The organism is Acinetobacter sp. 226, from assembly GCF_048147925.1.
GTDB classification, from domain to species: Bacteria; Pseudomonadota; Gammaproteobacteria; order Pseudomonadales; family Moraxellaceae; genus Acinetobacter; species Acinetobacter pecorum.
Map to the genome: position 1 here is coordinate 1 of NZ_JAYWYX010000019.1, position 26103 is coordinate 26103.

A 26103-nucleotide genomic window follows, 5' to 3' on the forward strand; every position below is an offset into this window, starting at 1 on the left:
ACCTCTTAGCGCTGATGGTAGTGTGGGATTACCCATGTGAGAGTAAGTCATCGCCAGCTCATTATTCAAAACACCCCCGGTCTAAAGGCCGGGGGTGTTTTTTTATGGGGGGAATTTAGTCGAAAGCTTAGACACTTTTTAGATGTATAAAAGGTACTGGAGCGGCTAGAGCTTCCTGAAAGGAATAATCTAAGGGAGAGAGCGTGTTTCAAAACCCGATAACATGGCTTTGGGCACATGATTACGGGGCTGGTCCTAAGTTGAAATGATCTGGCTTATAAGAGCCTACCAAGCCTGCAAAGTATAGATGCCGCTGTTGAAATGCAGGAAATAAAAAAACCAGCGATTCGCTGGTTTTTTACTGCTGGCTATTTTAGCCAAATACACGCATAACGGCTGCAATCAACACCCAGAGAATTGCAATGGCTACGATTGGTTCAACAATCTTTGCCCATGTTGGGGTTTCTACAAGAATAACATCTTCGACATCTTGATGCTGCTGATTCTGGCTTACCATTTGATTAAACTCCTTCATTGATGCTTCCAATGATAGCTCTTCTTGTACAATTGGTTTAGAGCCTTTTAGTTCTATTAGCTTATTTGTTGTCCAAATCCAGTCATCTGCTTGACCGGATAAATGTTCAATTTGTCCTTTAAGAAGTTCTTGAATACTATTCAGATTATGATTGCCGGTATCATTTAACTGTTTCAGCTCATTGAGCTGGAAATGAAAGATTTCTGAGGTGACCTGCTCAAGTTGCGGTCGTGGCAAGGCTGACTTGTTTTCAACTTGGGTCGTCAGGTGGCGGGCAATTTCCAGTATATATAATTCATCTGGATGCTTGATTTCATTATAAATTTTTTGCGGATTGTGACGCCACTCAGTAATAAGTTTACCTAAAGTTAAAGCATTGATTTCGCAGATATATTTTCGCCTTTCTTCTTTTGTATACTCTTTTAGAAGCTCAGGCTTTTGAGTTTCTATCTGTTCAACAAAATATTGTACTAAATCAAAAGCCATTCACTTACTCCATTATTTTTAATCTAATAGTCTTAAAGTTGTTTTTTTCTTTGGTGGTTCAGCTGGTTCTTCAGTGCTTGATTTTAAAGCATCTTCATCATTTTGTGTATGCTCATATTCACTTGGATCAAAGAATAAACCTTGTCCATTTTCACGTGCATAAATACCCAGTACTGCTTCTATAGGTACATAGATATCCCGAGATACACCGCCAAATCGGGCCGAGAAGCTAATCGCATCATTGCTTATATGCAGCGCATAGACGGCATGGGGTACGATATTCAGAACAATTTGTCCATCTTTAACAAACTGCTCCGGAACCATTGTATTTGGACGTGTAGCATCCACCAATAGATAAGGCGTCATATTGTTGTCGCAAACCCACTCATAGATTGCACGTGCCATATAGGGACGGGTAGGGCTAAGGTTGAATTCTTGTTCGGACATGAGGTTTCTCTACAGATGCTTGAGTTGCGCTGAATAACGGTTCTTTTCCTGCAATGTCATGGATTTTACAAAAGCAGGACGACTGAATATTCGCTGGCAATACAGATGAAATGGACGGCATTGCTGCTGTGGTAATTCGATACCCATGTGTTTCAGACGGATAAAAATTGGTGCCAGCATGCAATCTAGGATACTAAATTGTTCAGACATAAAATAGGGAAAATGCTGGAATAAGGGCATTAGTGAAATCAGAATGTCCTGTAACTGTTTCTGTGCCTTAACTTTGGCTTTCTTATCCAGGGTATCAGGATGACATAGCATGATATCAGCCAGTTTCAACCAGTCATTTTCAAAGCGCCAGATATATTGTCGTTGCTCTGCCCGGGGCATCGGAGCATCGGCATACAGTTTATTCTGACGATAACGATCATCTACATATTCTGAGATAATCGAAGTATTAAATAATTTAAGTTCATTTTCGATCAGCATCGGCAATTGATTATAAGGATTGAGACTGGCCAGATCCTCATCATCGACATCCACCAAAATCAGGTTATATTTAATCTGTTTTTCGGTAAGCACATAGCGAATCCAATGGGAACGAAAGTCATCGGCATGACTATAGAGAGTGATTCCTTGAAGAGGCGCGCTTTCGATTGACATAAATCCTGATGAGCTTCTAATGAATAGACTAGGATACTAAAATTCAACCTAAAAAGCACCAAGCATCAAAGATCAATCGGCTTGAGCCGAGGTAGATTATAAGAAAAACAACTGGAGGAAAATAAGATGCTGATCAAGCTTCCTGTCATTTTGCTGTTTATCTGTATTGGGATCGCAAATTATTATTTAATGAAGTCATTCTGGTGTCATGAAGGGGTATGGGGTAAGGATGTACATGAACAATAACGAGAAAATAGCTCTAAGTGACCAACTAACCGCCATAAAAAACCCTGGAAAATCCAGGGTTTTTTGTCCGATTCGGTAAACGAATTAACGTTTAGAGAACTGAGGACGTTTACGAGCTTTACGTAAACCAAGTTTCTTACGTTCAACTTCACGAGCATCACGAGTAACGAAACCAGCTTGACGAAGAGCAGGTTTTAAAGTTTCGTCAGAAGCGATCAATGCACGAGTAATACCGTGACGGATAGCGCCTGCTTGACCACCAATACCACCACCAGCAACAGTGATGTAAAGGTCATATTTGTTAGTCGCTTCAAGAAGCTCAAGTGGTTGGTTAACAACCATACGAGCAGTTTCACGACCGAAATACTGTTCAAGAGTGCGGTTGTTAATTACGAGTTTACCAGTACCAGCTGATAGGAAAACACGTGCAGTTGCGGTCTTACGGCGACCTGTACCATAATTAGTAGCCATGTGCTGTTATCCCTTAGATGTCCAAAACTTGTGGCTGTTGAGCAGCGTGTGGATGCTCAGTACCTGCATACACTTTCATTTTCTTGATCATTGCATAACCAAGAGGACCTTTAGGTAACATACCTTTAACAGCTTTTTCTAGAACTGCTTCTGGTTTGTGAGCGATTAACTTTTCAAAGTTAGTCTCACGGATACCACCAGGGAAACCAGTGTGGCGATAGTATTTCTTATCTTGTGACTTTTTACCAGTCACAGTGATTTCTTCAGCATTGATAACTACGATGTAGTCGCCAGTGTCAACGTGAGGAGTATAAGAAGTTTTATGCTTACCGCGTAAACGACGAGCGATTTCAGTCGCAAGGCGACCTAAAGTTTTGCCAGAAGCATCAACAACGTACCAGTCGTGTTGAACTTCAGCTGGCTTAGCGCTGAGAGTTTTCATTAAACCACTACCTATTATAGTTGGTTTGGACTATGGAATCTGTCCAAACTAAAGGAGACGCGATTCTAAACGAATACGTGAAGAATCACAAATGAAAATTAAAATTTCAAGCGCTGTATTTTATCTAATCTCCTTGGTGAAAGAAAGACCTAAGCCCTTATATGCTGCAAAAACTGCAACTATATTTGTAACCACAGTTTCAATCGTATCAAAATATTGATTTATAAGTACTCTTTGCAATGATCACTACAGCGTAGTCGTGATCGGGTTATAATATTTCTCAGCTTTGCCAAATTGAGAAGATGATGCTGCCTTTATATGTCACCAGTGGAGAACCTGCCGGAATTGGTCCTGATATTTGCCTGAGTCTTGCAGAGCGTGTTGATGAGCGCCCAATTGTGGTATTAGCAGATATGGATATGCTCAAGCAACGTGCTCAGACACTTAAATTGCCGGTTGAGCTGATTCCGTATCACGAGCAGGATGCATCTTCAGGTATCGGTGAGCTTTTTGTAGAGCATGTACCTTTGCAGCAAGAGGTGGTATTGGGTGAATTGAATCCGAACAATGCTGCTTATGTACTGGAGCAACTGCGTCGATCCGCAGACTACGCCATGTCAGGAAAAAGTGTCGGCGTTGCGACTGCGCCTGTACAAAAATCTGTAATTAATGAAGCAGGTATTTCTTTTAGTGGCCATACCGAGTATTACCAGGAATTTGCTGGTGTTCCACGTGTGGTCATGATGCTGGCCACCAAAACCTTACGTGTGGCTTTGGCTACCACACATCTTCCTTTACGTGCCGTGGCAGATGCAATTACCCCTGAACGCTTGCATCAGGTAATTGATATTCTGATTCACGATCTGAAATCCAAATTCAAGATTGAACAGCCGAAGATACTGGTTTGCGGTTTAAATCCGCATGCGGGTGAGGGTGGTTACTTGGGGATGGAAGAAATTGAAGTGATCAATCCGGTACTCGAAAGCTATCGTGCGCAGGGTATCAACATGAGTTTAAGCCTACCTGCTGATACTTTGTTTACCCCGGAAAACCTAAAAGATGCTGATGCTGTTCTGGCGATGTATCACGATCAGGGTTTACCTGTGTTAAAATCACAGGGCTTTGGTGAAGCCATTAATATTACCCTCGGCTTACCGTTTATTCGAACTTCTGTTGATCATGGCACAGCACTCTCCCTTGCGGGGACGGGACTTGCGAAAAGTTCCAGCCTGCACGTTGCTGTCGATTTAGCCCTCGATCTGGCGCGCCACTGATTATTGTTCATCACTCACGTTGGAAATGTTTTTATGTATCAAATTAATGCCTTAAACCCAAAAGATGAAGGGCATCAGGCTCGAAAAAGATTTGGTCAAAACTTTTTACATGACCAGCGTGTCATTGCCAAAATTGTACGCTCAGTCAATCCGCGTCCAGGTCAGAACATTCTGGAAATTGGCCCGGGTCTGGCCGCTTTGACTTCACCTTTAATTGGTGAATGTGATGCCTTAACTGTACTTGAGCTGGATCGTGATCTGGCTGCTGGTCTGCCGGGCCGTGTACCGCATCCCGAACGTTTAACCATTATTGAAGCCGATGCCTTGAGATATGATTATTCTCAATTGTTTCAGGAAGGTCGTCCATTACGTGTCGTTGGTAACTTGCCCTATAATATTTCAACGCCACTGTTATTCCATCTCCTGGAATTTGGTGACAAAGTGCAAGACATGCATTTCATGCTGCAAAAAGAAGTCGTGGATCGCATTACCGCATCACCGAATACCAAAGAATATGGCCGTCTGTCGGTGATGATTCAATATTTCTGTAAACCGACTTTCCTGTTCGAAGTACCACCAGGCTCTTTTAATCCGCCTCCAAAAGTAACTTCAGCGGTATTCCGTTTAGAGCCTTATAAAGTTAAACCGATTGTGGCGAAGAATGAAAAAGCGCTGGCACGTCTGGTATCTCATGTCTTTACCCAGCGTCGTAAAACCTTGCGTAACAGCTTGAAGGGTATGCTGGTAGAAGATGGTTTTGAAAAAGCGGGTGTTGACCCGATGGCGCGTCCAGAAACCCTGACCCTTGAACAGTTTGTTGCACTTTCAGATCAAATGGTGGCTTAAATTACGATGAACCGTACTGCTCGATATAATTATGTGATTGGTGATGTTCAAGGCTGTTTTGAGGCTTTGAAAGCTTTACTTAAAGAAATCAAGTTTGATGCAGATCAGGATTTTATCTGGTTTGCCGGAGATTTGGTGGCACGGGGTGAAAACTCAATTGGCGCACTGCGGTTTATCAAGAAACTGGCTGAGCAGGGTGCGGCTGCAACTGTCTTGGGAAATCATGATTTAACGTTGCTGGCCTATGCCCGCGGCATCAAGCCAGTAAAAGCAAAAGACAATGTTCAGGATGTCATTGATGCGATCGACAGCGATGAACTGATTGACTGGTTACGTAAACAGCCACTTTGTTTATTTCCCAATGAGCAGACTATTCTGACCCATGCCGGGATTCCGAGTCTCTGGAGTGCAGAAAAAACTGCACAGCTGGCACAGGAAGTAGAAGCAATTATTGCTCATGATGACTTTGATGTGCTGGATAATTTTCTAAAAGAGATGTTTGGGAAAGAGCCGGCACTTTGGTCAGATCAACTGCAAGGTCAAGAACGTATCCGCTGTATCGTAAACTATCTCACCCGAATGCGTTTAACCGATGTAGAAGGACGTCTGGAATACAGTTTTAAAGATGGGCTGGATGATCCGATGCCGGAAGGCTTTAAACCCTGGTTTGATTTTGAGTCCCAGGCTGCGAAAAGTCATCAGATCCTGTTTGGTCACTGGGCAGCTTTAAATGGTAAAACCATTTCAGACAGGATTCAGAATGTCGATGGTGGCTGTGTTTGGGGCAATCAGCTGATGGCATTTCGTCTGGAAGACCAGCAGATGTTTGCAGTTAACAATCCGGTGATGTAAGTAAAGCTATTAAAAAAGCCACGTGATTACACGTGGCTTTTTTAATTTTAAATTTAGTCTGCCCGAATCCAGGTCTGGTTTCGGCCCAATACAGAAACACCAATACTGGCACGTAAAGTTAAGCGTTTCCCCGTGTTGTTCAGACGCATTTTTGCATCATAAATTTTACCTACCAAGGGATCAATAACTTTACCTTTTTCATAGTTATTGGTGCCTTCTACATGTTTTAGGCCCCTGATAATGGTCATTCCCAGAATAGGCTGATTGGTATAGGGCGCGGGGCAATTATTGCATTTTTCACGTGGCGTATAACCCGGGCGAGGAGTGATCTTTACAATTTTGCCTGAATAGGTGTTGTTGTCCTCTTTGAAAATGACAATGATGGCTTTTGCTGCACCACTTTTATCATCAATCTGTTGCCAGATCCCGGTAATATCTTTTGCCCAAAGGTTGGTCATGCATGCTGCTAGCAGTATGACAAGCAATATTTTTCTAAACATAGAGGCTTATTCCACAGAATTTTTATCAGCGCCGCTCATGTTAGAAATCTTACTAAAATAGTCAATAATTATTTGAAAAAATCTAGAATGAATGCACTAAAAAGCTGCCAATTCGGCAGCTTTTGTATACTCAGAATTTATTAGTCCTGACGGATCCAGGTCTGGCTACGGCCTAAAGCGGAAACCCCAACATAACCACGCAAGGTTAAACGTTTGCCATTCGCACTCAAGCGTACCTTGGCATCATAAATTTTACCTGATAGTGGATCAATCACTCTACCTTTCTCGTAGTTATTGGTGCCTTCCACATTTTTTAAACCAGTCAAAACGTCCATGCCTAAAATAGGTTGATTGGTATAAGGGGCCGGACATTTATTGCAGGTTTTCTGAGGCGTATAGCCTGGACGTGGAGTCACTTTGACAATTTTTCCAGCAAAAGTTCCATTGTCATTTTGACGAATTTCAATAATCGCTTTTGGTGAGCCGGTTTTGTCATCAATTTGCTGCCAGGTGCCAGTTAAATCCTGTGCATAAATCATCCCGCTCATCATTGTCACGAAGAACATTAATACTAATTTAAATTGTTTCATTATATTTATCTCTTTTTTTATGGATGAAATAAAAGATCCCCAACACCGAAGTGCTATTTTATTAATCCTGACGGATCCAAGTTTGTGTACGCCCGATAGCAGATATCCCAATATATCCACGTAAGGTCAGTCGTTTCCCATTGGCGGAAATCCGCCCCTTTAAATCATAAATTTTGCCGGTGAGTGGATCGAGTACCTGGCCATGTGCAAAGTTATTTTTGGTGGTGGGCTTCAATCCTTTAATGACATCTAAACCCAAAATCGGTTTATCTGTATAAGGTGCCGGACATTTGATGCATTTTTCCCGTGGTGTATAACCCTGGCGGGGTGTGACTTTAGTAATCGTTCCTGTATAGGAACCATCTGCTTCAGTTTTCATTTCAATCAATGCTTTAGGTGAGCCAGTTTTATCATCAATCTGTTGCCATAGGCCAGACAGTTCCTGAGCAAATGCCATAGAGCCAGTAAATAAAGAAGCTGAAATAATAGTTAAAGCTGCAATTTTATGCATGTTATATCCTTATTTTTTTAATTAACGTTCACCCAATTCCATGTGGTGAACGTTGCTGCACATTACCCTAATACATTTTCATAATCTTTATTGCATGAAAAAGCATGTGTCTAATATTCATACAACTTAATGTATAAAAATGCAAGCTTCTATCTACTAAAGCATAAATTAATCACATTTTATGTGATTAAACCTGACTTATTCATATTTGATCCAGGTCTGACTACGGCCCAGTGCTGAAACCCCTACATAGCCACGCAATGTCAGACGTTTACCATTGGCACTCAATTTCGCTTTGGTATTGTAAATGTTGCCTGATAATGGATCGAGAAGTTTGCCCTGACTGAAACTGTTATTGCCTGTGTATTTCAGGCCTGTCAGTACATCCAGTCCTAGAATTGGCTTATTGGTATATGGAGCGGGACAGGATACACAGATTTCTTTTGCTGTATAACCAGGGCGCGGAGTGATTTTCGTAATTTTAGCTGTATAGACGCCTTCTGATGTCTCACGAATCTCCAGGAATGCTTTAGACGAGCCGGTCTTGTCATCAATGCTTCGCCATGTCCCTGAAAGGTCAGAGGCCAAAGCCAGATGGCTGAAAGAGGCTAAAAGTAAAGTTGAAAAAAATTGAACCTTTTTCATATATCTGTTCCTAGGTGAGATTAGTGTTCTTACTCTATAGTAAGAACGGTTACCACATAAAACAAACAATTAATTTGATTCACTAGTCACATTTTTTGCAGATACAGTATAAAAGTTGGCAACCAGATTGCAGTAAAGACTGCATTTACCGCCATGCCAAAAGCAGCATAACGTCCCGCAACACTGCCACGCTGCCAGGCCTGTGCTGTGCCGATGGCATGTGCTGCCAGTCCCAAGGCGAGTCCGGATGCACGTTCATCATTAATATGTCTCAGAATAAACGGAGAAAAAGCCGCACCAATCACACCAGAGAGAATCACAATCAGAATAACCATACTGATAGGTGCATCCAGCAGGGTGGCAATATTAATTGCAATTGGCGTAGTGACGGCACGAGTAGCAAAAGCCAAAATGTCGGCAGAAGCCATATGTAGCAGATAAGCCAGACCCATCGGTAAGGCAACCGCACTGATACTGGCAAAGACCAAAATGCCGATAATGGCTTTGAGCGGCAAATCATCATAGCGCATGGCAGCCAGAGGAATAGCCAATGCGACTGTCACATAGCCGAGTAAATGGTTGAAAAGTGGATTTACTTCATCCATGTAATTTTCATAGGGAATTCCGAGTGCAAATAAAAGTGCCAGCACAAAAAACATGCTAAACACGATGACGGGAATTTGCGGAATGATCCGGTTACAGGGTTTGGCAATCAGATAGGCGATGAGTGTGACCGCGAAGCCATACAAAATAGATAACATGCGGAACTCCTATAACCAGCGCTTGGCCATTTTGGCATACACCCATAAAGGAATTAGGGTGCTAAAAAACATGATGAACAGAAAAGCCGGAATTTTCTGGCCCATATGTACCAGCATCATTAGGGCACCTGCACTGACGGGAAGGAAAGCAAAGGCACTTTCCTTCATCAGTTTGTTATTGGTATCCACCAGGCGAGCGGGGAGTTTGCCGAAATAGCGCCAAGTAAAAAGTGCAATTAATAGGCTTAATAACCCGACCAGATTACCCAGTTCAGGATGATTCAGCTGGGTCATTAACCAGACCGAAGCTTCCCGAAAGATAACAATAAGTAACAGGGTGCCGATCCATGCTGGCCAGTCAATTTGTTTTATCCAGTTCATTACTCTGATCATTAATAAGTTTACTTATCAAGTTTTACTCGATCTTTGACTGGATTTCAAACGCTTCCAGTGGACGTTGAAACTGCTGCGCCTGTTTTCCCAAAATTTCGTCTAAAGGTAAATGCGCCTGTTTAATCAATTGTTCCAGTTTTTGTGGCGCAATTCGAATATGCAGATGCAGTTGGCCTTCATCATCATAATGTTCAGACTGAATCACATTCAAGCTATACAGCTGGTTGCGCAGCTTGCCGTAGGCAGGTTTGAGAATTAAATCGAAGGACTGCAGTTGCCCCATCAAGGATTCATGTACCGCTTTACGCAGCAGGTCGATACCTTCGCCAGTATGTGCCGAGACATAGACCCGTTCCGGTTCACCCGGACGTCGATAAATAATTTTGGCTTCTTCACCGCTACAGTCAATTTTATTGTAAACCTGAAGGATGGGAACATCGGCCCCAATTTCTTTCAGCACTTTTTCAACGGCTTCAATCTGTTCCAGCATCTCTGGACTACTTGAATCAATCACATGCAGTAACAGTGTGGCTTCAACGGTTTCTTCCAGCGTTGCCTTAAAGGATTCCACCAGTGAATGGGAAAGATTACGGACAAAACCGACCGTATCGGCCAATACCAGATTGCCGATACCATCCCATTCCAGACGCCGTAAGGTAGGGTCCAAAGTGGCAAACAGCTGATCGGCTGCATAAACATCGCTGTTGGCGAGTAAGTTAAACAGGGTCGACTTGCCGGCATTGGTATAACCGACTAAAGATACTGTTGGAACAGCCGCTTTTTGACGGGCTACACGACCTTGCATCCGGGTCTGGCGGACTTTATCAATACGTGCCTTGAGTTGCCCCATACGGATACGTAGCAAGCGCCGATCTGTTTCCAGCAGGGTTTCACCCGGACCACGCAAACCGATCCCGCCTTTCTGGCTGTCAAGATTGCCACGACTACGAATCAAGCGCGAAGATAAATGCTGTAATTGTGCCAGTTCAACTTGCAGCTTGCCTTCGTAGGTACGTGCACGCTGGGCAAAAATATCCAGAATCAGTTCGGTACGATCTACCACGCGGCATTTGATTACCTGTTCCAGGTTCCGGGCTTGAGCAGGGGTTAAGGCATGATCAAAAATGACCAGATTGGCATCTAGTTCTTTTACACGTTCGGCAATTTCTTCTGCCTTGCCGGAGCCGATAAAAAATTTGGCATCAGGTTTAACCCGCTGAGCATGAATATGTTCCAGAATTTCGGCATCTGCAGACTGTGCCAGCAAACGAAACTCTTCAGCATCAAGGTCATCCAGCATTTGTACGCTGACACTCACCAGAATGACGCGCTCTTTCCCTCGATGTTGTTGTAAATACTCCACTCAGGCCGATCTCCACTTAAAAACTTAAGTGTAGTAGAAAACGGACTATACAGATACTGAATTAGTGCGGCTTAGGTTTAAAGTGCGCTAATAAATAGTTGTGCAAGTGTTACCAGTACTACGGCATAGATAAGGGTACCACCCAAAATATATTTGAGCACTTGTAGAGGCTGAAGTGTTTCTTTCGCGGGCTGTATTTGATCTGGCATGGCTGCGATCCTTTTCAATCTAATATTTCGATAGTTTTATTTTGAATGATTTTTTAATCCAATTAAAATTGTAGATATAGATGTTATTGGCCGATTTTTATTATCAATGCAAGTTGCGAATGAACAGTATAGAATGAGTTTAATTCGTGGATATTCCCTGTATCTAGCTTAGGATTTTAGTGACGTTTTTATGAACCCGACTGTACAAGATCAAACATCCGACATACGTGGCTTGACAAAATTCTTCCTCTACACAAGAAAAATTGGTGCCTTGCTGGCAGCCATTAGTAACGGATTTTATCTGGTTTTTCGTCATGGCTTATATAAAAATCCGAATAATCCCTCCAATACCCGTTATGTGCAATATTTTTGCCGCCAATTGTGTCAGGTTTTTAATATTAAAGTGCAGGTGCATGGGGAGATTCCACGGGAACCCGCTTTATGGGTAAGCAATCATATCTCTTGGCTAGACATTGCAGTGCTGGGATCAGGGGCACGCGTATTTTTCCTGGCCAAGGCCGAGATTGAAAACTGGCCCGTTTTTGGAAAATTGGCCAAAGGCGGCGGCACCTTATTTATTAAACGTGGTTCTGGAGATTCTGTCAGAATTCGTGAACAAATTACTGATTTTCTCAAGCAGGATATTCCGGTGCTGTTTTTTCCTGAAGCCACGACTTCAGATGGCCGTTTTATTAAAAAGGTTCATGGCCGGATTCTAGGGGCTGCGATTGAAGCTAACCGTCCAGTGCAAATCTGTTTGATCTGTTATGTGAATCAGCAGGGTGAGCTGGATCTGGTCGCGCCGTATGTCAATGATCTCAGTTTTGCTGCCCATGTCAAAAAAGTACTGGAAATGCCACAAGTTACTGCACATTTAATGGCTTTGCCTGCAATTTCTTCCGAGGGGCATACGGTAGACAGTCTGACTCGTGAGGTACAGGAAAAAATGCAGGAAGGCTTACATGAGTTGCAATCCCGAGTATTAAAAAAGCCTCGGTAAACGTAGTTTTTTAGAAATAAAATTTATGCGTCGGCCTTACATAAAGCCTTCAATTGGCAACCACGACAACAGTTTTAATCCGGTTTTCTGATACCATTTTATTCCTGGCTCTTTGCTAAAGGTTTTTATTTCGCCATTGGCTTTCCTGATTTTCCAGTTAATGTTCTGGTTCGCATCCAAGACCAGTTTATAGGCATATTTACTCAAATTCTGATCCATGGTTTCGTGTACGGCTTTTGCCAGAGCAGGGCTGTTTAGCAACACACCAATTTCAGTATTCAGATAAGCTGAACGCGGATCAAAGTTAAATGAACCGATGAAAACCTGTTTCTGGTCCAGTGCCATCAGTTTGGCATGCAGACTGGAGCGACTCAGGCCTTTCAGGCTAACTTTCGCTTTTTTGGCAATCTCTTCTGTATTGACGTTTAAGTTGTGTGAATCCGGGGCAGCCAGAAATTCATATAGCTGTACATCATTTTCCAGCAAGTCCTTTCGATATTTGGCATAAAAGGCATGTACTACAGAAACGTCATTGGCTTTAAATGAGTTGGTTAATACCCGAACCTTGATATTCTCATTCACCAGTTTTTTCAGACGGTCTGCACCGGTTTTTTCCGGCACGAAATAGGCAGAGACAATGTCTACACTCTGTTCAGGCTTTTCCAGATGCTGTAATAACTGGAAATTGAGATGTTCTTCAGTTTTGGCTTTGGCCTTGATTTTACTGGGTGGATCTTTGACGACTTCTGCTTCAACCCAGTCTAGCTGAATCTTCTGTTCTAACCATTGATCAAAGGCCAGAGAACGATTCGCCAGATCCAGATAATTCTTTGTGGCTGGATCCTGACTATGGGCTTCAAGCTGTTGCCTCAGGCTCGGGAAACGTAACCCGTGATGGTGCGGATTGACAATTTTTTGTACCGGATAAGCATAATCATCATTCCAGTACTCATCGAAGGAATGGATGATTTCATCCGAAGCCGCACCGACCAGCATGACATCGACATCCGAGAACTGATAGTTTTCACTGACATTATAATACTGGTTGCTCATATTGCGCCCGCCAATCAGTGCAATCTGGTTGTCAGCAATAAAGCTTTTATTGTGCATGCGGCGATTGATTCGCTTTAAATCCAGCACCATGTCCATGGCGCGATATTTACGAAAGCGATAAGGGTTGTACAGTTTCACATCGATATTCTGATGCTGGTTCAAGGCCAGATAAATCCCTTCCATTTTCTTGGCATTGTTATCATCCATCAACAGGCGTACTTTTACACCACGGTCCGCTGCCTGAATAATGGCATGCAGGGCGAGGGCGCCAATGCGGTCGTTATCCCAGATGTAATATTGCAGATCCAGACTGCGTTCTGCTTTATGGATCAGCTGCATACGTGCAGCCAGTGCTTCCAGTGGATCATAAAGCACGCGATAACCGGTCAGACCGATATTCTGTTCACGTAAAGGTTCAATAATTTGAGCCAGACTGGTTTGCGAGGTATCAGTTTCAAATGCCATCTGGCTTGGCTGTTCAGTTTGCTTGGGTAAGGTGCTACATGCAGGAAGTCCCAGTACCAGACTACAGCTTAGTAAAATGCCGGCTTTATAACGATGGGTGCGGATAAAACCTGAGGATTGAAGATAGATTTGATCGCTGGAAGCATTGGCCATATAAGTCGCAGAATGAAAAATTAGAATTGAGTATAATTGCCAGCTATGAAAAGATAAATATAAAGCCAGTGATATACTGCTTGACTGAAACAAGGCGAATATATGTGGGATTCAAATTCCGTACTTTTTTATTGTTATCTCGGCATGGCCATTCTCGCCATCTGGGCTGTGTATCAGGCCTGGTCGAGTCAAACCCGCACCGAGACCATTCACCCATTTAAAGCATTCTGTCATTTACTGGCTTTTTATCTTTCCTATTTATTAATCCCATTGGTGTTCTTCAGTATTTTTGCTGGATGGACGGGTCATTATTCGCTACATGAAGCTGTTTTTGTATTTCTACTCAGTGCGGTTTTAAGTTATGCACGCTTTATTGAGCCGCATCTAATTCAAGTGAAAACGACACAGTATCAGATCAATGCGGATAAACGTTTACAGAAACCGGTCAAAATCGCCCTGATTGCAGACTTGCATATCGGTCTGTTTTCAGGACATGAGCGGCAGTTACGACAAATTGTACATAAATTAAATCATATTCAGCCTGATTTGGTGGTGGTCGCCGGCGACTGGACCTATGAGCCAGAAAATAAACTGGCTCAAGAGCTGGCAGTTTTAAAAGAGATTCACGCTCCGGTCTATTCAGTCAATGGTAACCATGACGAGCAATATCCTGGCCCCCCGATTCAGGAATTGTTGCATTATGCACTGCAAGTCAATCAGGTCATGGATATTGAAGGTCAAATTGTCGAATTTGATGAGTTCCGTCTCTTGGGCGTAGGCGACCTCTGGGCTGGAAAAGCTGATATGCGCAGTTTGCCTGATCTCCCTCAGGACAAGCCCTGGATCATTCTTTCACATAACCCGGATACGGTCGATATGGTTCCAAAACTGCCGACGCGTCCTTTAATGCTGTCCGGGCATACCCATGGCGGGCAAGTGGAGCTGCCTTGGCTGACCGATTATGTGATGAAAAGAGTGTCCATTTTGGGACATAAGAAAGGCATGTACCGTCATGAACATGCAGATGTGTTCGTGACAGTTGGAACGGGGCTGGTTGGTGTACCTTTTCGCTTCCGGGTCCCCCCTACCATTGATATTATCGAACTGATTTAAAGTCAGTTCGCCTTCTGTGCAGGATTAACTGATCAGCCAGATCAGAATCAGCAAGATGACAGCGACTGTTGCTATTATCCAGATTTTCTTTTCGATTTTTCGGGGCGGTACATTTTCACGTAATTGTTGTGCAGTGATTTCAGCTTCTGTAGGTGCACTCAAACTAGGATGGTTGGGAATTTCCAGGGGAGGCGTGACCAGGTCAATATCATCAGCATCATCACTAAAACGTGGGCCGGTACTTTCATGTTTCATGACGATGTCGTGTTCACGCACAATCTCTTCAATTACTTGCAGCGCCTGAACTTCATCTAAAGGGGTATTCCCGGTGATATAGCCAACAGCTTCTTTTTTCTTATCATCTTCCAGTAAAATAATGATATTGACCAGCTGTTCCTGTGATAAGGATTCGATGAAATCTTGCATACCCGTGCCTCATTTTTTGAATTGAGTCCATTTGATTGTTGAACAAATTTAACGAGATAAGTAGCAGAGTTTTGTTGTGAAATCATAAAAAAGCCAGCATCGAATGCTGGCTTTTCATCCATCTAAAATCTTAGATCTGGTTATTTACATCATCATTCTTGGTTTCACGAATCATCAGAAACGCGACTAGGGACAGGATCGATGCTGCGGTCAGGTAGTAACCGACTGCAGACAAACCATAAGTAGTCGCCAGTTTGGTGGCGATTAACGGAGCAAATGATGCACCGAAGATACCTGCCAGGTTAAAAGTCAATGCAGAACCGGTATAGCGGACTGAAGTCGGGAAGATTTCAGATAATACGGTACCGATAGGCCCATAGGTTAAGCCCATGATTGACAGACCAATACACAAAAACAGGAACACCACCAGGGTACTGCCAGATTCAAGCATATCTGCAAAGAAAATACCGAAGATCGCAGAAACGACACATACCGCAATCGAAGTAGTCTTACGGCCAAATTTCTCTGCCAATACTGCTGAAAGCGGGATGAATGCAGCAAAACACAGGGTTGCAACTAACTGCAATTGCAGGAATGCTTCACGAGAATAACCAAGTTGTTTGGTTCCCCATTGCAGCGCAAATACCGTAGTCAGGTAGAACACGACAAAGGTGCAGATTGCAGCAATCGTACCCAGAACCAGCATGCGGGAATGCTTTTTGAATACCTGAACAAAAGGAACATTCACTTCTTGTTGTTTATCCAGCACTTTCTGGAAAGCAGGCGTTTCATGCAGTTTTAAACGGATCCATAAACCCATAATTACCAACAAGGCACTTGAGATAAACGGAATACGCCAGCCCCACGCCATAAAGTCAGCTTCAGACATGAAAGCGCCAAGCGTCAGGAAGGAACCTGTCGCCAGAATAAAGCCGATTGGGGCACCCAGTTGCGGGAACATGCCATACCAGGCACGCTTACCTTCAGGTGCATTTTCGGTGGCAAGCAGTACTGCACCTGACCATTCACCACCCAGACCCAAGCCCTGACCTAAACGGCACAGTGCCAGCAGCAGTGGCGCAGCAATCCCGATTTGTGCATAAGTTGGCAGCAAGCCAATCGCAACGGTTGAAATCCCCATGGTCAGCAAAGCCGCGACCAATGTCGCTTTTCGTCCGATCCGGTCACCTAAATGACCAAATAATGCAGCACCAATAGGGCGGGCAATAAAGGCAATGGCAAAAGTCGCAAGAGACTGAATGGTTGCGGTCATCGGATCTGTACTTGCAGGGAAGAACAGATACGGGAAAATAATAACAGCAGCGGTGGCATAAATATAAAAATCGAAGAACTCGATTGTGGTACCTACCAAGCTCGCTGTTAAAACGCGAAATTTTGAATTTTGTGCTGGCTGAGCAGCAGAATTAGACGACGCCATGGAAAACCTTACACTTACTAAAAATAAAAAAACTTAGTTTTAAAAGCGTAATCTTTTTAAAAAAGGCGTAATTTTTTAAAAAAACAACTGCAATCTTCTCGCTTAAACTCGCTCAGGGTCACTGAAATGAAAAAGGAGATGATTAAATCACGTAAAGATAGATAGCCAGAAAATGTGATCCTGCGCCTATCAATACAAATATGTGCCAGATAGCGTGGGTATATCTTACTCTTTTTAAAGCGTAAAACAATGCACCCACGGTATAAGCCAATCCACCAATGATGAGAAAGGTTAAAGATTGCGCACTTAGATATTGCTGCATATCATCCATGACCAGCAGTGCCAGCCAGCCCATGGCCAGATAAGCAGCCAAAGAAAGTTTCTGGAAACGATGAATGAAAACGAACTTGAAAAGTGTACCAAGGATGGCAATCACCCACAGCGCAATCAATAAATAATGGGCTTTAGGGGTGGGAATGGCGATTGACAGAAACGGGGTATAGGTTCCGGCAATCAAATAATAAATCGCGGTATGATCGACTTTTTTGTAAAAATAACGACGGTCTGCTGTGGTGGCCATATGGTAAAGCATGGAAGCAGAAAACAGCAAAATCATGCTGAGCGCATAGACCCAAAGCCCAATCCATTGTCCGGTACTTAGATAAGAACCTTTAATAATTAAAAGAATACCGGCAACAACGGAGAGTCCGGCACCTATACCATGACTGACATAGTTAATCCGTTCCTCATTCTGATCATAATCTGGAACCAGTGGAGCATTCTGCATCATTGTCATTCTTTCTTCAAATATACACTTGTATAGTAATTCAATTTTGCTTTTAGGTTAAGAAGATTTAAACTTGATACGCAATTCATTTCAGGTTTTATCTATGTCAACATTGGCAACTCTCTCGGACCAGGAACAGCAATTCCTGGATACATTTCAGCAAACTGTTGAAAGGAATCAGTTTGATCGTCTGATCTTAAGCCAGTATAAGGGTGAGCTGCAGGATTTAGAGAAAATGACCTGGCGAGTCATTACATTAAATAAACAACGGGTATTGAGCTGCCTGTATCGCTACAAGACGCAGGATGTCACTAAAAACTATCCTTTAGAAGAGGCGCTATCGCAGGTGACTACATTGCTAGCATGTTGCAAGCAGGCCAATCTGATGACAGTAGATGAAGAATTACAGCTGAAAAAAAACAAGAAAAAAGCCATGTTGACACGCAGCAAACATAAAGGATCTGGTACTCAGGCGAAGCCTGCTGAACAAAGTCATGACCGGATGAAACAGCGTTTTGTGGATCAGGACAGCATTTTTCTCCAGCATCTTGGCATTACCGATCAAAAAGGGCAAATCATTCCCAGCATGGCGCGCAAATGGAAACAGATTAACAAGTTTGTGGAAATTTTCTCAGGCGCGCTGACGCAGATCAAGCCACAGGCTGAAGGCCTGCGCGTGGTAGATTTTGGTTCGGGCAAAGGCTATCTGACCTGTGCTTTATATGACTATATGCAAAAACATGGTCAAACGCCGTATGTCACGGGGGTAGAGCTTAATCCAAAAATGGTCGAGTTCTGCCAGAATGTCGCGCAGCAATCTGGTTTTGATCAACTGGACTTTTTCCAGGGGGATGTACGTACTTATGCGCCAGAAAGTCTGGATGTTATGATTGCCTTGCATGCCTGTGATGTAGCAACAGATTTCGCGATTCATAGCGGGATTCGCCTGAATGCACAGATGATCATGTGTGCGCCATGTTGTCATAAGGAATTACGTCCACAGTTACAAGCACCGAAAGTCCTGAGTCCGATGTTGCAGTTTGGCATTCATGCGGGACAGCAGGCTGAAATGCTGACTGATACCATACGTGCTTTACTGCTCAAAGCTTATGGCTATGAAACCAAAGTTTTTGAATTTGTGGCGCTGGAACATACCAGTAAAAATAAAATGATTCTGGCAACAAAACGCAAAGACTATCAACAACCTGATCAGGCGGTTCTGGCAGAAATTCAGGCCTTAAAAGAGATGTATGGAATCCAGAAACATTCACTGGAATTGTTGCTCAATGATCAGTGGGATCAGCAGGGAATTGGCTCTAAATGCTAAGTAGCCCAGAACTTAAAATAATTTCCGGGAGCTGGAAGGATTTGGCAGTGTATGCCAAAGTGATTCGTGAAGCTGTGTTTATTCAAGAACAGCATATTGCAGCTGAAGATGAGTGGGATGCTGAAGATGCGGTTGCTGTACATTTCATTGTTTTTCAGCAGGATCAGGCGATTGCTACAGCACGCTTATTGTCAAATAACAGTATCGGTCGGGTTGCAGTCCTAGCAACAACACGCGGTTTAGGTGTTGGTCAGCGCTTGATGCAGGCCGTGATTGACTATGCGCGTGCCGAGCAGCGCGAGTTGGTCAAGCTGTCTTCGCAAGTGCATGCCATTGGCTTCTATCAAGCGCTCGGGTTCGAAGCTCAGGGCGAGGAATATCTGGATTGTGGCATTCCACATATTGATATGTATTTAAAGCTTTAATTTTCAGCCATTCAAATATAAAAAAGCGAGGCATTGACCTCGCTTTTTTATGCATAGACTGAATCTGGATCAGTGGCCATGTGCTGGATTTGAGCTGTGCTCGGCATTATCCATGTGGGCATGTTCTTCAGCTGACATATGATGCTCAGTGGCTGTCGTATCTGTAGGAGCCACATTGGCAGCTTCACGTGCTTCACGATCTGCCTGAGCTTTGGCAAGCGCTTCTGGAGACATCGTTGGTGCATTTTTAAAAGCGTGTTGCTGGGTGTTCTGTTTATTTTGCTGGCTTGGCATGTAATCTGGTTCATTACTTACTGCAAGCCAAAAAATAAGCATGAATAATCCACCTAAAATACAGAAGATAATAAGTGCTTTCCAACCCCAAGGAGATTTTTCAGGTGAACTGTGATCAGTCATAGGTCTTACCCACGTGGATACCAAACTTATGTAACTTTATAACATAAATTGATCAAAAAGCAGATCAAAATCTGTCATCACATAACTCTGTCCGTGCTTGAAGCAAATCTGAAAGATAAAAAAGAGGAAACACGTTCCTCTTTTTTATTTAAGTGGCAACACTATTGAATCGGCTGGGCATGTGCTGCGCGATCTTTGAGGAGCTGTGGAGCTTTGAAGCGTTCGCCATATTTATTTTCAAGTACTTTGGCACGGGTCACAGCTTTGGCCAGTCCATACTGATTCAAGAATTGTACAGCACCGCCCGTCCAAGCAGTAAAGCCAATACCAAAAATAGAACCCACATTGGCATCGACTACAGATTCAAGGACACCTTCTTCCAGACAGCGTACGGTATCCAGTGCCTGTACAAACAGGAAGCGGTCAATCATTTCCTGTTCAGAAATATCGTTGTCTTTTTTCCAGTGGCTGAGACCAGACCAGAGCTGCTTTTTGGCATCGGCCGGATAATCATAAAAACCTGCGCCTGCAGCCTTACCTTTACGGTTAAATTCATGAATCATGCTGTGAATCACGTCATCCGCAGGTGATTTAGTGATGGTCTGACCTTGTGCTTCTAAAGCTTTGTATCTTTCATTGGCTACATGTTCAGACAGGGTCAAGGACACTTCATCCTGAATCGCCAACGGACCTACCGGCATACCGGCTTTGAGTGCAGCCATTTCAATTCGCGCCGGATGTACGCCTTCTGCCAGCAGGCGTAAACCTTCCTGCACAAAGGTACCAAACACGCGGCTGGTAAAGAAGCCACGGCTGTCATTTACCACAACCGGTAATTTGCCAATCTGCTGCACGAAATCGAAAGCTTTGGCCAGCGTTTCTGCCGAGGTATTTTTACCTTTGATAATTTCCACCAGCTGCATTTTATCGACCGGACTGAAGAAATGCAGGCCGATAAAGTTCTGATCATTTTTTGAAGCCTGGGCTAATTCTGTGATCGGCAGGGTCGAGGTATTCGAAGCCATTACGCCGTTGCTGGCAAGATATTGCTCTGCCTCTTGCGTGACTTGAGCCTTGAGCGCGGGATTTTCAAAAACTGCTTCAATGATCAGGTCGCAACCGGCTAGATCTGCATTAGATGCAGTTGTTTGAATCAGGCTTAAAACCTGATCTCGTTTCTCGGCTGATAAACGCCCTTGAGCGACTTTTTTATCCAGCAGTTTCTGGCTATAGGCTTTGCCTTTTTCAGCCGCTTTGATTGAAATATCTTTTAATACCACAGGAATGCCTGTGCTGGCAGTCGCGTAGGCGATCCCAGCCCCCATCATGCCCGCACCTAGAATACCGACTTTCGTGGCTTTCCATCTTTCAATACCTTGAGGGCGACTGGCACCGGACTTGATCGTATTCAGGCCATGCCAGAAGGTGCTAATCATATTTTTAGAAATTTGACCGATGGCAAGATAAGTAAAGTAACGTGATTCAATGGTCAGGGCTGTATCGACATCGACCTGTGCACCTTCTACCGCAGCCGACATGATCGCTTCAGGTGCAGGGTAGCAGCCTTTGGTTTTATCGCGCAGCATCGCCGGAGCAATTGCCAGCAACTGGGCAACTGCTGGTGTCGAAGGGCTACCACCCGGAATTTTATAGCCTTTTACATCGAATGGCTGCTGAGATTTTGGATTGGCTTTGATCCAGGCAATGGCCTTTTCCAGCAATTCATCGGTACTGTCTGCGACCTCATGAATCAACCCTAAAGATCTGGCTTTATCCACACCAAACTGTTTGCCTTCCATCAATAAAGGAAGGGAATTTTGCAGACCGAGCAGGCGGACGCTGCGGACGATACCACCGCCACCTGGTAATAAACCCAGTGTGACTTCAGGCAGGCCAAATTTGCTTTTAGGGTCATTCAGGGCAATACGATGATGGGCACACAGGGCAATTTCCCAGCCACCGCCAAGCGCCGTACCATTCAGAGCAGCAACCACAGGAATACCGCGAGTTTCGATATAGCGTAGTTTGGCTTTCATCTCTTCAATCATATTGAAGAATTCAGTTGCATGTTCCGGAGTGGCTTGAATCAGTTCGTCCAGATCACCACCAGCAAAGAAAGTTTTTTTCGCTGAACGGAAAATAATCCCAGCAATATCTTCATCTGTTTGTAACTGGGCAACGACTTCATCCAGTGCCGTGCGAAAGTCGGCATTCATGGTATTGGCAGACTGGTTAGGAGAATCAAACGTTAAAAAAACAATATTATCTTCATTTTTTTGATATTGAATTGCGCTCATTATTTTTCTCCTTATACCAGTTCAATAATGGTTGCGATGCCCATACCGCCACCCACACAAAGTGTAGCCAGACCCCGCTTTTTGCCCTGGCGTTCTAGCTCGTCCAGTAATGTCCCTAAAATCATCGCACCAGTCGCACCGAGTGGATGTCCCATGGCAATTGCACCGCCGTTAACATTCACCTTGGCAGGATCAACCTTCATCTCATTGATAAAGCGCATCACCACGGCAGCAAAAGCTTCATTGACTTCAAACAGGTCAATATCATCAATTGTTAAACCGGCTTTCGCCAAGGCCTTACGAGCAGCCGGGGCAGGGCCGGTCAGCATAATGGTTGGATCTGCACCGACCAGTGCCGTCGCCAGTACTTTGGCACGTGGCTTCAGACCTTGTTCTTTTACTGCTTGTTTCGATGCGATCAAAACCACAGCCGCACCATCGACAATGCCTGAAGAATTCCCGGCATGATGCACATGATTTATAGCGCCCACTTCAGGATATTTTTGCAGGGCAATCGCATCAAAGCCCATTTGCCCCATAGTGGCGAAACTTGGATTGAGTTTGCCCAGGCCTTCTGCAGTCGTTGTCGGTTTGATAAATTCGTCTTTGTCCAGAATTACTACACCAGCTTTGTCTTTTACCGGGATAACAGAGGCGTTGAAATAACCATTGGCTTGAGCGGCAGCTGCTTTCTTTTGTGATTGTTCGGCAAACTGATCTACATCTGCACGGCTATAACCGTCAATGGTAGCAATCAAATCTGCACCAATACCTTGTGGAATAAAGTCACAGGCCATATTGGTTTCAGGGTCCAGTGCCCAAGGACCGCCGTCTGAACCCATCGGCACGCGAGACATGGATTCGACTCCACCTGCAACAACCAGATCTTCCCAGCCAGAACGGACTTTTTGTGCGGCCAGATTGACAGCTTCCAGACCGGACGCACAAAAACGGTTAATTTGCACACCCGCTACATCATTGTCCCAGCCGGCAGCGATGGCAGCCGTTTTGGCAATATCGGCACCCTGATCACCAATCGGGGTGACACAACCGAGCACGATATCATCCACTTTTGCGGTATCAAACTGATGACGCGCCTGAAGTTCGTTGAGTAAGCCAGTCAGTAAGGAAATGGGTTTTACCTGATATAAAGATCCATCTTTTTTGCCTTTTCCGCGTGGGGTACGAATGGCGTCAATAATATATGCCTCGCTCATAGCTTGTCCCTTTTATTGATTTGATGAAATTTATTCTAATGACTCGAGTGTAATACTTAATTTTTGAAGTGCAATGACGAGAACGGGCCAGATCATTTGAGCGATTTAGCCAATTTTAACCATAAAAAAAGCCTAAGCTAGGGAGCTTAGGCGGAGAGAAACGATTTTAATTTTTATCGGTTCGGGAGTATTAGCTTAATGATAACCGTGTAATTGACGATACAGACCCGGAGTCACACCTGTCCATTTTTTGAAAGCACGGTGGAAGGTACTGGTTTCACTGAAACCGACCTGTTGCGCGACATCTTCAAGGGTAAGATCAGGGTTAAGTAACAGGTGAATTGCGGCATCACGGCGCAAGGCATCTTTCACACCTTGATAGCTTTTACCTTCGGCTGCCAGACGGCGACGCAAGGTTTGCGGTGATAGATATAACATCGATGCCACATCATTCAAGGTTGGCATTTCTTCACCAATCTGGCTCTTCAGCACATCACGGATTCTGGAGGTCAGTGAATTGGTATTTTTGAATTTCACCAGCAGTTGGGCCGGTGCTGCTTTCAAAAACTCTTCCAGAGTTTCTTCATTCTGGCGAACGGGCAGGTCCAGATAGTCTGCAGCAAAGGTAATTTCAGTGCGTGGCATGTCAAACTGCATCACTGGTGCAAAGAATAAAGCATCATATTCATCGGCATGGGCTGGACGCGGATAGCTAAAGTGTACGCGTTCCAGCGGTACACGACGCTCAATAAGCCAGGAAGCCAGACCGTGCCAGATCATTAGCATACTTTCGGTAATAAAATGATCCGGATCCATTGCATTTGGAATCAATGGCACCAGACGTGCTTCATGCTTGTCACGTTCCAGGGTCACCGACCAGTCATCACCGAAGAGTTTGTAGAACTGGGAAGAAAGTTCCAGTGCATCACCGAGGGTTTTGGCATGAATAATCAGCTGGCACATGATCGCAAACGTACCCAGACGGCGTTGCTGTTTGTCAAAACCGACATGCTCGTCCTGAGTCACCATCCACAACATTTTTATAAAGCGGGTATATTGTTCAGGTGAAATACGCGCTTTGGGCTGATGCAGCAGTTCTGCTTCAATCCCGACGTGAGACAATAAAGTATCGACATCCATGCCCAGACGTTTAACGCCAGATAGAGCTGCGTTGACGAAATGGATACTGATCGTATCACGACTCATGTTTAATCCTTCAGTCTCTTTAATGTTCACTAATAATTGACCTAAATGACGAAAAATAATAAAGCAATGGCAATTTACAAGAATACCTTTGCCATTTTCTTACATATTAGATTGCCGAAACTATCAAGGTAAATGGCTGAACATGACATTGTTTTTGTGCATTTATATTCTTATGATGCTAAAAAAAGCAATAGAAGTAGAGTAAATACTCCAATGTCATATGCATTAAAAGGATTGAAAATCCTAGACTTTTCTACACTTTTACCCGGCCCGTTTGCCACTCTATATCTTGCTGATTTAGGTGCAGAAGTTGTGCATATTGAATCACCAACCCGACCGGACCTGCTACGGTTAATGCCACCTTTTGCCAATGGGCAGGCCACCTCACAGAGTTATCTGAACCGTAACAAGCAATCGGTTGCTCTGGATCTGAAAGATCCTGCAAATATCGAACTGGTCAAAGCCAGGATTGCAGATTATGACATTGTGATTGAGCAATTTCGTCCCGGTGTGATGCAACGTCTAGGGCTAGACTATCAAACCTTAAGCGAAATTAATCCGAAACTGATTTACTGTTCCATTACCGGTTATGGCCAAACTGGCACATATAAAGATAAGGCAGGCCACGACATTAACTATCTGGCTTTGTCCGGAATTGCCGGACACAGTGGCCGGATTGAAAATGGTCCACCAGCTTTGGGAATTCAGGTTGCCGATGTTGCAGGTGGTTCCCTGCATGCCGTAATTGCAATTTTGGCTGCCGTAATTGAACGTCAGCAAAGTGGCAAAGGGCAATATATTGATATATCCATGACCGATTGCGTGGTGACGATGAATAATCTGGCCGCATCTGCCAGTCTGGCTGGCAATCAGCATCAACGACCGGAATCGGGCTATCTGAATGGCGGAACTTTTTACGACTATTATGAAACTCAGGATGGACGTTATCTGTCAATTGGCAGTCTGGAACCACAATTTATGCAGGGGCTGGCACAGGCCTTAGAGCTGCCAATTATTCTGGAAAAGGGCAATTCTTTTGCTGAAGAAGATCGTACTGAGGTGAAGCAGGCGATCCAAAATAAAATCAAGACCAAGCCTTTATCTGAATGGCAAACACAGTTTGCCGCGCTGGATGTCTGCGTCGAACCGGTACTCAAACTTGAAGAAGCCTTGCATTCTGATCTGGCCCAGCAGCGAGGCTGGATGGTACAGGTGCCACTTAAAGCCCGCAGTCAGCAAACTGAAGCACAACTGGCTTGTCCGATTAAATTTTCACGTTCCACGATACGTTATGAATTTGTAGGGCAGCAATTGGGAGAGAGCCAAAATTGGTAGCATTTTTCAAGTGTTAATAGATTAGATAACGAAAGTAGAGATAAATCTTTCTATATGAAAATAAGTAATAATGATTGAAGATTTTCATCATTATTACTTTAAATTTAATCCAATGCTGTAAATACAGAGATCCGTGAAATTTTGTCAGGCTTATCAATAAAACCGCTATGAAATATGTATAAAAAGCATTTTATTGATAGGTTCAATCTC

The 26103-nt window shown here is 43.9% G+C and carries 29 protein-coding genes; 8 read left to right on the plus strand and 21 right to left on the minus strand.

Annotated features, from left to right (window positions below; translation table 11 throughout):
• Positions 1–373: 373 nt before the first annotated feature.
• The 5 genes from VXP95_RS10135 to rplM form a co-directional block, all read right to left on the minus strand.
• Positions 374–1021, minus strand: a complete 648-nt coding sequence (locus tag VXP95_RS10135; RefSeq protein ID WP_064102544.1) for a hypothetical protein — start codon at positions 1019–1021, stop codon at positions 374–376.
• Positions 1022–1039: 18 nt separating this feature from the next.
• Complete coding sequence (locus tag VXP95_RS10140; RefSeq protein WP_416682039.1) at positions 1040–1468, minus strand: ClpXP protease specificity-enhancing factor; 429 nt, start codon at positions 1466–1468, stop codon at positions 1040–1042.
• Positions 1469–1477: 9 nt separating this feature from the next.
• Positions 1478–2131 (minus strand): glutathione S-transferase N-terminal domain-containing protein, encoded by a 654-nt coding sequence (locus tag VXP95_RS10145; protein WP_416711976.1) that lies wholly within the window; start codon positions 2129–2131, stop codon positions 1478–1480.
• A gap of 330 nt (positions 2132–2461) precedes the next feature.
• Positions 2462–2848 carry a 30S ribosomal protein S9 gene (gene rpsI, locus VXP95_RS10150; RefSeq protein ID WP_064097058.1) on the minus strand — a complete coding sequence of 129 codons (387 nt, stop codon included), beginning with the start codon at positions 2846–2848 and terminating at the stop codon, positions 2462–2464.
• A 13-nt stretch (positions 2849–2861) separates the two neighbouring features.
• Positions 2862–3290 (minus strand): 50S ribosomal protein L13, encoded by a 429-nt coding sequence (rplM, locus tag VXP95_RS10155; RefSeq protein WP_004281682.1) that lies wholly within the window; start codon positions 3288–3290, stop codon positions 2862–2864.
• Between the two features lie 302 nt (positions 3291–3592).
• On the opposite strand from rplM, the gene pdxA reads away from it, so the two are divergent.
• The 3 genes from pdxA to VXP95_RS10170 are packed head-to-tail and all read left to right on the plus strand — an operon-like array spanning position 3593 to position 6262.
• Positions 3593–4564, plus strand: a complete 972-nt coding sequence (gene pdxA, locus VXP95_RS10160; RefSeq protein ID WP_416711977.1) for a 4-hydroxythreonine-4-phosphate dehydrogenase PdxA — start codon at positions 3593–3595, stop codon at positions 4562–4564.
• 33 nt (positions 4565–4597) lie between these two features.
• A complete protein-coding gene (rsmA, locus tag VXP95_RS10165) occupies positions 4598–5410 on the plus strand; it encodes a 16S rRNA (adenine(1518)-N(6)/adenine(1519)-N(6))-dimethyltransferase RsmA (RefSeq protein ID WP_064097060.1) in 813 nt (270 codons plus the stop codon).
• Between the two features lie 6 nt (positions 5411–5416).
• The gene (locus tag VXP95_RS10170) at positions 5417–6262 is read left to right on the plus strand and encodes a symmetrical bis(5'-nucleosyl)-tetraphosphatase (protein ID WP_416682044.1); all 846 of its coding nucleotides are present in this window, start codon (positions 5417–5419) and stop codon (positions 6260–6262) included.
• Positions 6263–6315: 53 nt separating this feature from the next.
• Here the strand turns inward: VXP95_RS10170 and VXP95_RS10175 are convergent, their stop codons facing one another.
• The 8 genes from VXP95_RS10175 to VXP95_RS10210 form a co-directional block, all read right to left on the minus strand.
• Positions 6316–6762: a DUF2147 domain-containing protein gene (locus tag VXP95_RS10175; protein ID WP_064102538.1), complete on the minus strand. Its 447-nt coding sequence runs from the start codon at positions 6760–6762 to the stop codon at positions 6316–6318.
• Positions 6763–6902: 140 nt separating this feature from the next.
• On the minus strand, positions 6903–7352 hold the full coding sequence (locus VXP95_RS10180) for a DUF2147 domain-containing protein (protein ID WP_064102537.1): 450 nt from the start codon (positions 7350–7352) through the stop codon (positions 6903–6905).
• A gap of 61 nt (positions 7353–7413) precedes the next feature.
• Positions 7414–7863: a DUF2147 domain-containing protein gene (locus VXP95_RS10185; RefSeq protein WP_064097064.1), complete on the minus strand. Its 450-nt coding sequence runs from the start codon at positions 7861–7863 to the stop codon at positions 7414–7416.
• 198 nt (positions 7864–8061) lie between these two features.
• Positions 8062–8508, minus strand: a complete 447-nt coding sequence (locus VXP95_RS10190) for a DUF2147 domain-containing protein (protein ID WP_416706079.1) — start codon at positions 8506–8508, stop codon at positions 8062–8064.
• 86 nt (positions 8509–8594) lie between these two features.
• Positions 8595–9269 carry an LrgB family protein gene (locus VXP95_RS10195; RefSeq protein ID WP_064097066.1) on the minus strand — a complete coding sequence of 225 codons (675 nt, stop codon included), beginning with the start codon at positions 9267–9269 and terminating at the stop codon, positions 8595–8597.
• A 9-nt stretch (positions 9270–9278) separates the two neighbouring features.
• A complete protein-coding gene (locus tag VXP95_RS10200; protein ID WP_064097123.1) occupies positions 9279–9650 on the minus strand; it encodes a hypothetical protein in 372 nt (123 codons plus the stop codon).
• A gap of 34 nt (positions 9651–9684) precedes the next feature.
• Positions 9685–11025 (minus strand): ribosome rescue GTPase HflX, encoded by a 1341-nt coding sequence (hflX, locus tag VXP95_RS10205; RefSeq protein WP_144725323.1) that lies wholly within the window; start codon positions 11023–11025, stop codon positions 9685–9687.
• A 77-nt stretch (positions 11026–11102) separates the two neighbouring features.
• Positions 11103–11234: a hypothetical protein gene (locus tag VXP95_RS10210; protein ID WP_263600648.1), complete on the minus strand. Its 132-nt coding sequence runs from the start codon at positions 11232–11234 to the stop codon at positions 11103–11105.
• Between the two features lie 190 nt (positions 11235–11424).
• Between VXP95_RS10210 and VXP95_RS10215 the strand changes: the two genes are divergently transcribed.
• Entirely contained in the window at positions 11425–12234 is an 810-nt protein-coding gene (locus tag VXP95_RS10215; RefSeq protein WP_416711978.1) for a lysophospholipid acyltransferase family protein, read from the plus strand.
• A gap of 36 nt (positions 12235–12270) precedes the next feature.
• Here VXP95_RS10215 and VXP95_RS10220 read toward each other — a convergent pair whose 3' ends face one another.
• The gene (locus tag VXP95_RS10220; protein ID WP_416682049.1) at positions 12271–13905 is read right to left on the minus strand and encodes a phospholipase D family protein; all 1635 of its coding nucleotides are present in this window, start codon (positions 13903–13905) and stop codon (positions 12271–12273) included.
• Positions 13906–14007: 102 nt separating this feature from the next.
• Here VXP95_RS10220 and VXP95_RS10225 point away from each other — a divergent pair, with 102 nt between their 5' ends.
• On the plus strand, positions 14008–15018 hold the full coding sequence (locus VXP95_RS10225) for a metallophosphoesterase (protein ID WP_064097069.1): 1011 nt from the start codon (positions 14008–14010) through the stop codon (positions 15016–15018).
• A 24-nt stretch (positions 15019–15042) separates the two neighbouring features.
• On the opposite strand, the gene VXP95_RS10230 is transcribed toward VXP95_RS10225, so the two are convergent.
• From VXP95_RS10230 to trhA, 3 genes are all read right to left on the minus strand, one after another.
• Positions 15043–15444 (minus strand): hypothetical protein, encoded by a 402-nt coding sequence (locus VXP95_RS10230; protein ID WP_064097070.1) that lies wholly within the window; start codon positions 15442–15444, stop codon positions 15043–15045.
• Between the two features lie 130 nt (positions 15445–15574).
• Complete coding sequence (locus VXP95_RS10235; RefSeq protein ID WP_191731266.1) at positions 15575–16882, minus strand: MFS transporter; 1308 nt, start codon at positions 16880–16882, stop codon at positions 15575–15577.
• Between the two features lie 142 nt (positions 16883–17024).
• Entirely contained in the window at positions 17025–17669 is a 645-nt protein-coding gene (gene trhA, locus VXP95_RS10240) for a PAQR family membrane homeostasis protein TrhA (RefSeq protein ID WP_081406389.1), read from the minus strand.
• A gap of 103 nt (positions 17670–17772) precedes the next feature.
• Here trhA and VXP95_RS10245 point away from each other — a divergent pair, with 103 nt between their 5' ends.
• Positions 17773–18996, plus strand: coding sequence for a class I SAM-dependent methyltransferase (locus tag VXP95_RS10245; protein ID WP_416711979.1), 1224 nt, complete (start codon positions 17773–17775; stop codon positions 18994–18996).
• Positions 18990–19421 carry a GNAT family N-acetyltransferase gene (locus tag VXP95_RS10250; protein WP_416711980.1) on the plus strand — a complete coding sequence of 144 codons (432 nt, stop codon included), beginning with the start codon at positions 18990–18992 and terminating at the stop codon, positions 19419–19421. Before VXP95_RS10245 ends, VXP95_RS10250 begins: the two co-directional genes overlap by 7 nt.
• Positions 19422–19490: 69 nt before the next feature.
• Here VXP95_RS10250 and VXP95_RS10255 read toward each other — a convergent pair whose 3' ends face one another.
• From VXP95_RS10255 to VXP95_RS10270, 4 genes are all read right to left on the minus strand, one after another.
• Positions 19491–19838, minus strand: a complete 348-nt coding sequence (locus VXP95_RS10255; RefSeq protein ID WP_416711981.1) for a hypothetical protein — start codon at positions 19836–19838, stop codon at positions 19491–19493.
• 161 nt (positions 19839–19999) lie between these two features.
• Positions 20000–22135, minus strand: coding sequence for a 3-hydroxyacyl-CoA dehydrogenase NAD-binding domain-containing protein (locus tag VXP95_RS10260; protein ID WP_416711982.1), 2136 nt, complete (start codon positions 22133–22135; stop codon positions 20000–20002).
• 11 nt (positions 22136–22146) lie between these two features.
• The gene (locus VXP95_RS10265) at positions 22147–23352 is read right to left on the minus strand and encodes an acetyl-CoA C-acetyltransferase (protein ID WP_416711983.1); all 1206 of its coding nucleotides are present in this window, start codon (positions 23350–23352) and stop codon (positions 22147–22149) included.
• A 195-nt stretch (positions 23353–23547) separates the two neighbouring features.
• Positions 23548–24558, minus strand: coding sequence for an AraC family transcriptional regulator (locus VXP95_RS10270; protein WP_064097078.1), 1011 nt, complete (start codon positions 24556–24558; stop codon positions 23548–23550).
• 213 nt (positions 24559–24771) lie between these two features.
• On the opposite strand from VXP95_RS10270, the gene VXP95_RS10275 reads away from it, so the two are divergent.
• A complete protein-coding gene (locus VXP95_RS10275; RefSeq protein ID WP_416711984.1) occupies positions 24772–25893 on the plus strand; it encodes a CaiB/BaiF CoA transferase family protein in 1122 nt (373 codons plus the stop codon).
• The last annotated feature ends 210 nt before the right edge of the window (positions 25894–26103 follow it).

Excerpts from the sequence above, each read along its gene's own strand:
- VXP95_RS10135 (WP_064102544.1), bottom strand. The coding sequence starts at position 1,021 with ATGGCTTTTGATTTAGTACAATATTTTGTTGAACAGATAGAAACTCAA.
- VXP95_RS10140 (WP_416682039.1), bottom strand. The coding sequence starts at position 1,468 with ATGTCCGAACAAGAATTCAACCTTAGCCCTACCCGTCCCTATATGGCA.
- VXP95_RS10145 (WP_416711976.1), bottom strand. The coding sequence starts at position 2,131 with ATGTCAATCGAAAGCGCGCCTCTTCAAGGAATCACTCTCTATAGTCAT.
- rpsI (WP_064097058.1), bottom strand. The coding sequence starts at position 2,848 with ATGGCTACTAATTATGGTACAGGTCGCCGTAAGACCGCAACTGCACGT.
- rplM (WP_004281682.1), bottom strand. The coding sequence starts at position 3,290 with ATGAAAACTCTCAGCGCTAAGCCAGCTGAAGTTCAACACGACTGGTAC.
- pdxA (WP_416711977.1), top strand. The coding sequence starts at position 3,593 with ATGATGCTGCCTTTATATGTCACCAGTGGAGAACCTGCCGGAATTGGT.
- rsmA (WP_064097060.1), top strand. The coding sequence starts at position 4,598 with ATGTATCAAATTAATGCCTTAAACCCAAAAGATGAAGGGCATCAGGCT.
- VXP95_RS10170 (WP_416682044.1), top strand. The coding sequence starts at position 5,417 with ATGAACCGTACTGCTCGATATAATTATGTGATTGGTGATGTTCAAGGC.
- VXP95_RS10175 (WP_064102538.1), bottom strand. The coding sequence starts at position 6,762 with ATGTTTAGAAAAATATTGCTTGTCATACTGCTAGCAGCATGCATGACC.
- VXP95_RS10180 (WP_064102537.1), bottom strand. The coding sequence starts at position 7,352 with ATGAAACAATTTAAATTAGTATTAATGTTCTTCGTGACAATGATGAGC.
- VXP95_RS10185 (WP_064097064.1), bottom strand. The coding sequence starts at position 7,863 with ATGCATAAAATTGCAGCTTTAACTATTATTTCAGCTTCTTTATTTACT.
- VXP95_RS10190 (WP_416706079.1), bottom strand. The coding sequence starts at position 8,508 with ATGAAAAAGGTTCAATTTTTTTCAACTTTACTTTTAGCCTCTTTCAGC.
- VXP95_RS10195 (WP_064097066.1), bottom strand. The coding sequence starts at position 9,269 with ATGTTATCTATTTTGTATGGCTTCGCGGTCACACTCATCGCCTATCTG.
- VXP95_RS10200 (WP_064097123.1), bottom strand. The coding sequence starts at position 9,650 with ATGAACTGGATAAAACAAATTGACTGGCCAGCATGGATCGGCACCCTG.
- VXP95_RS10210 (WP_263600648.1), bottom strand. The coding sequence starts at position 11,234 with ATGCCAGATCAAATACAGCCCGCGAAAGAAACACTTCAGCCTCTACAA.
- VXP95_RS10215 (WP_416711978.1), top strand. The coding sequence starts at position 11,425 with ATGAACCCGACTGTACAAGATCAAACATCCGACATACGTGGCTTGACA.
- VXP95_RS10220 (WP_416682049.1), bottom strand. The coding sequence starts at position 13,905 with ATGGCCAATGCTTCCAGCGATCAAATCTATCTTCAATCCTCAGGTTTT.
- VXP95_RS10225 (WP_064097069.1), top strand. The coding sequence starts at position 14,008 with ATGTGGGATTCAAATTCCGTACTTTTTTATTGTTATCTCGGCATGGCC.
- VXP95_RS10230 (WP_064097070.1), bottom strand. The coding sequence starts at position 15,444 with ATGCAAGATTTCATCGAATCCTTATCACAGGAACAGCTGGTCAATATC.
- VXP95_RS10235 (WP_191731266.1), bottom strand. The coding sequence starts at position 16,882 with ATGGCGTCGTCTAATTCTGCTGCTCAGCCAGCACAAAATTCAAAATTT.
- trhA (WP_081406389.1), bottom strand. The coding sequence starts at position 17,669 with ATGCAGAATGCTCCACTGGTTCCAGATTATGATCAGAATGAGGAACGG.
- VXP95_RS10245 (WP_416711979.1), top strand. The coding sequence starts at position 17,773 with ATGTCAACATTGGCAACTCTCTCGGACCAGGAACAGCAATTCCTGGAT.
- VXP95_RS10250 (WP_416711980.1), top strand. The coding sequence starts at position 18,990 with ATGCTAAGTAGCCCAGAACTTAAAATAATTTCCGGGAGCTGGAAGGAT.
- VXP95_RS10255 (WP_416711981.1), bottom strand. The coding sequence starts at position 19,838 with ATGACTGATCACAGTTCACCTGAAAAATCTCCTTGGGGTTGGAAAGCA.
- VXP95_RS10260 (WP_416711982.1), bottom strand. The coding sequence starts at position 22,135 with ATGAGCGCAATTCAATATCAAAAAAATGAAGATAATATTGTTTTTTTA.
- VXP95_RS10265 (WP_416711983.1), bottom strand. The coding sequence starts at position 23,352 with ATGAGCGAGGCATATATTATTGACGCCATTCGTACCCCACGCGGAAAA.
- VXP95_RS10270 (WP_064097078.1), bottom strand. The coding sequence starts at position 24,558 with ATGAGTCGTGATACGATCAGTATCCATTTCGTCAACGCAGCTCTATCT.
- VXP95_RS10275 (WP_416711984.1), top strand. The coding sequence starts at position 24,772 with ATGTCATATGCATTAAAAGGATTGAAAATCCTAGACTTTTCTACACTT.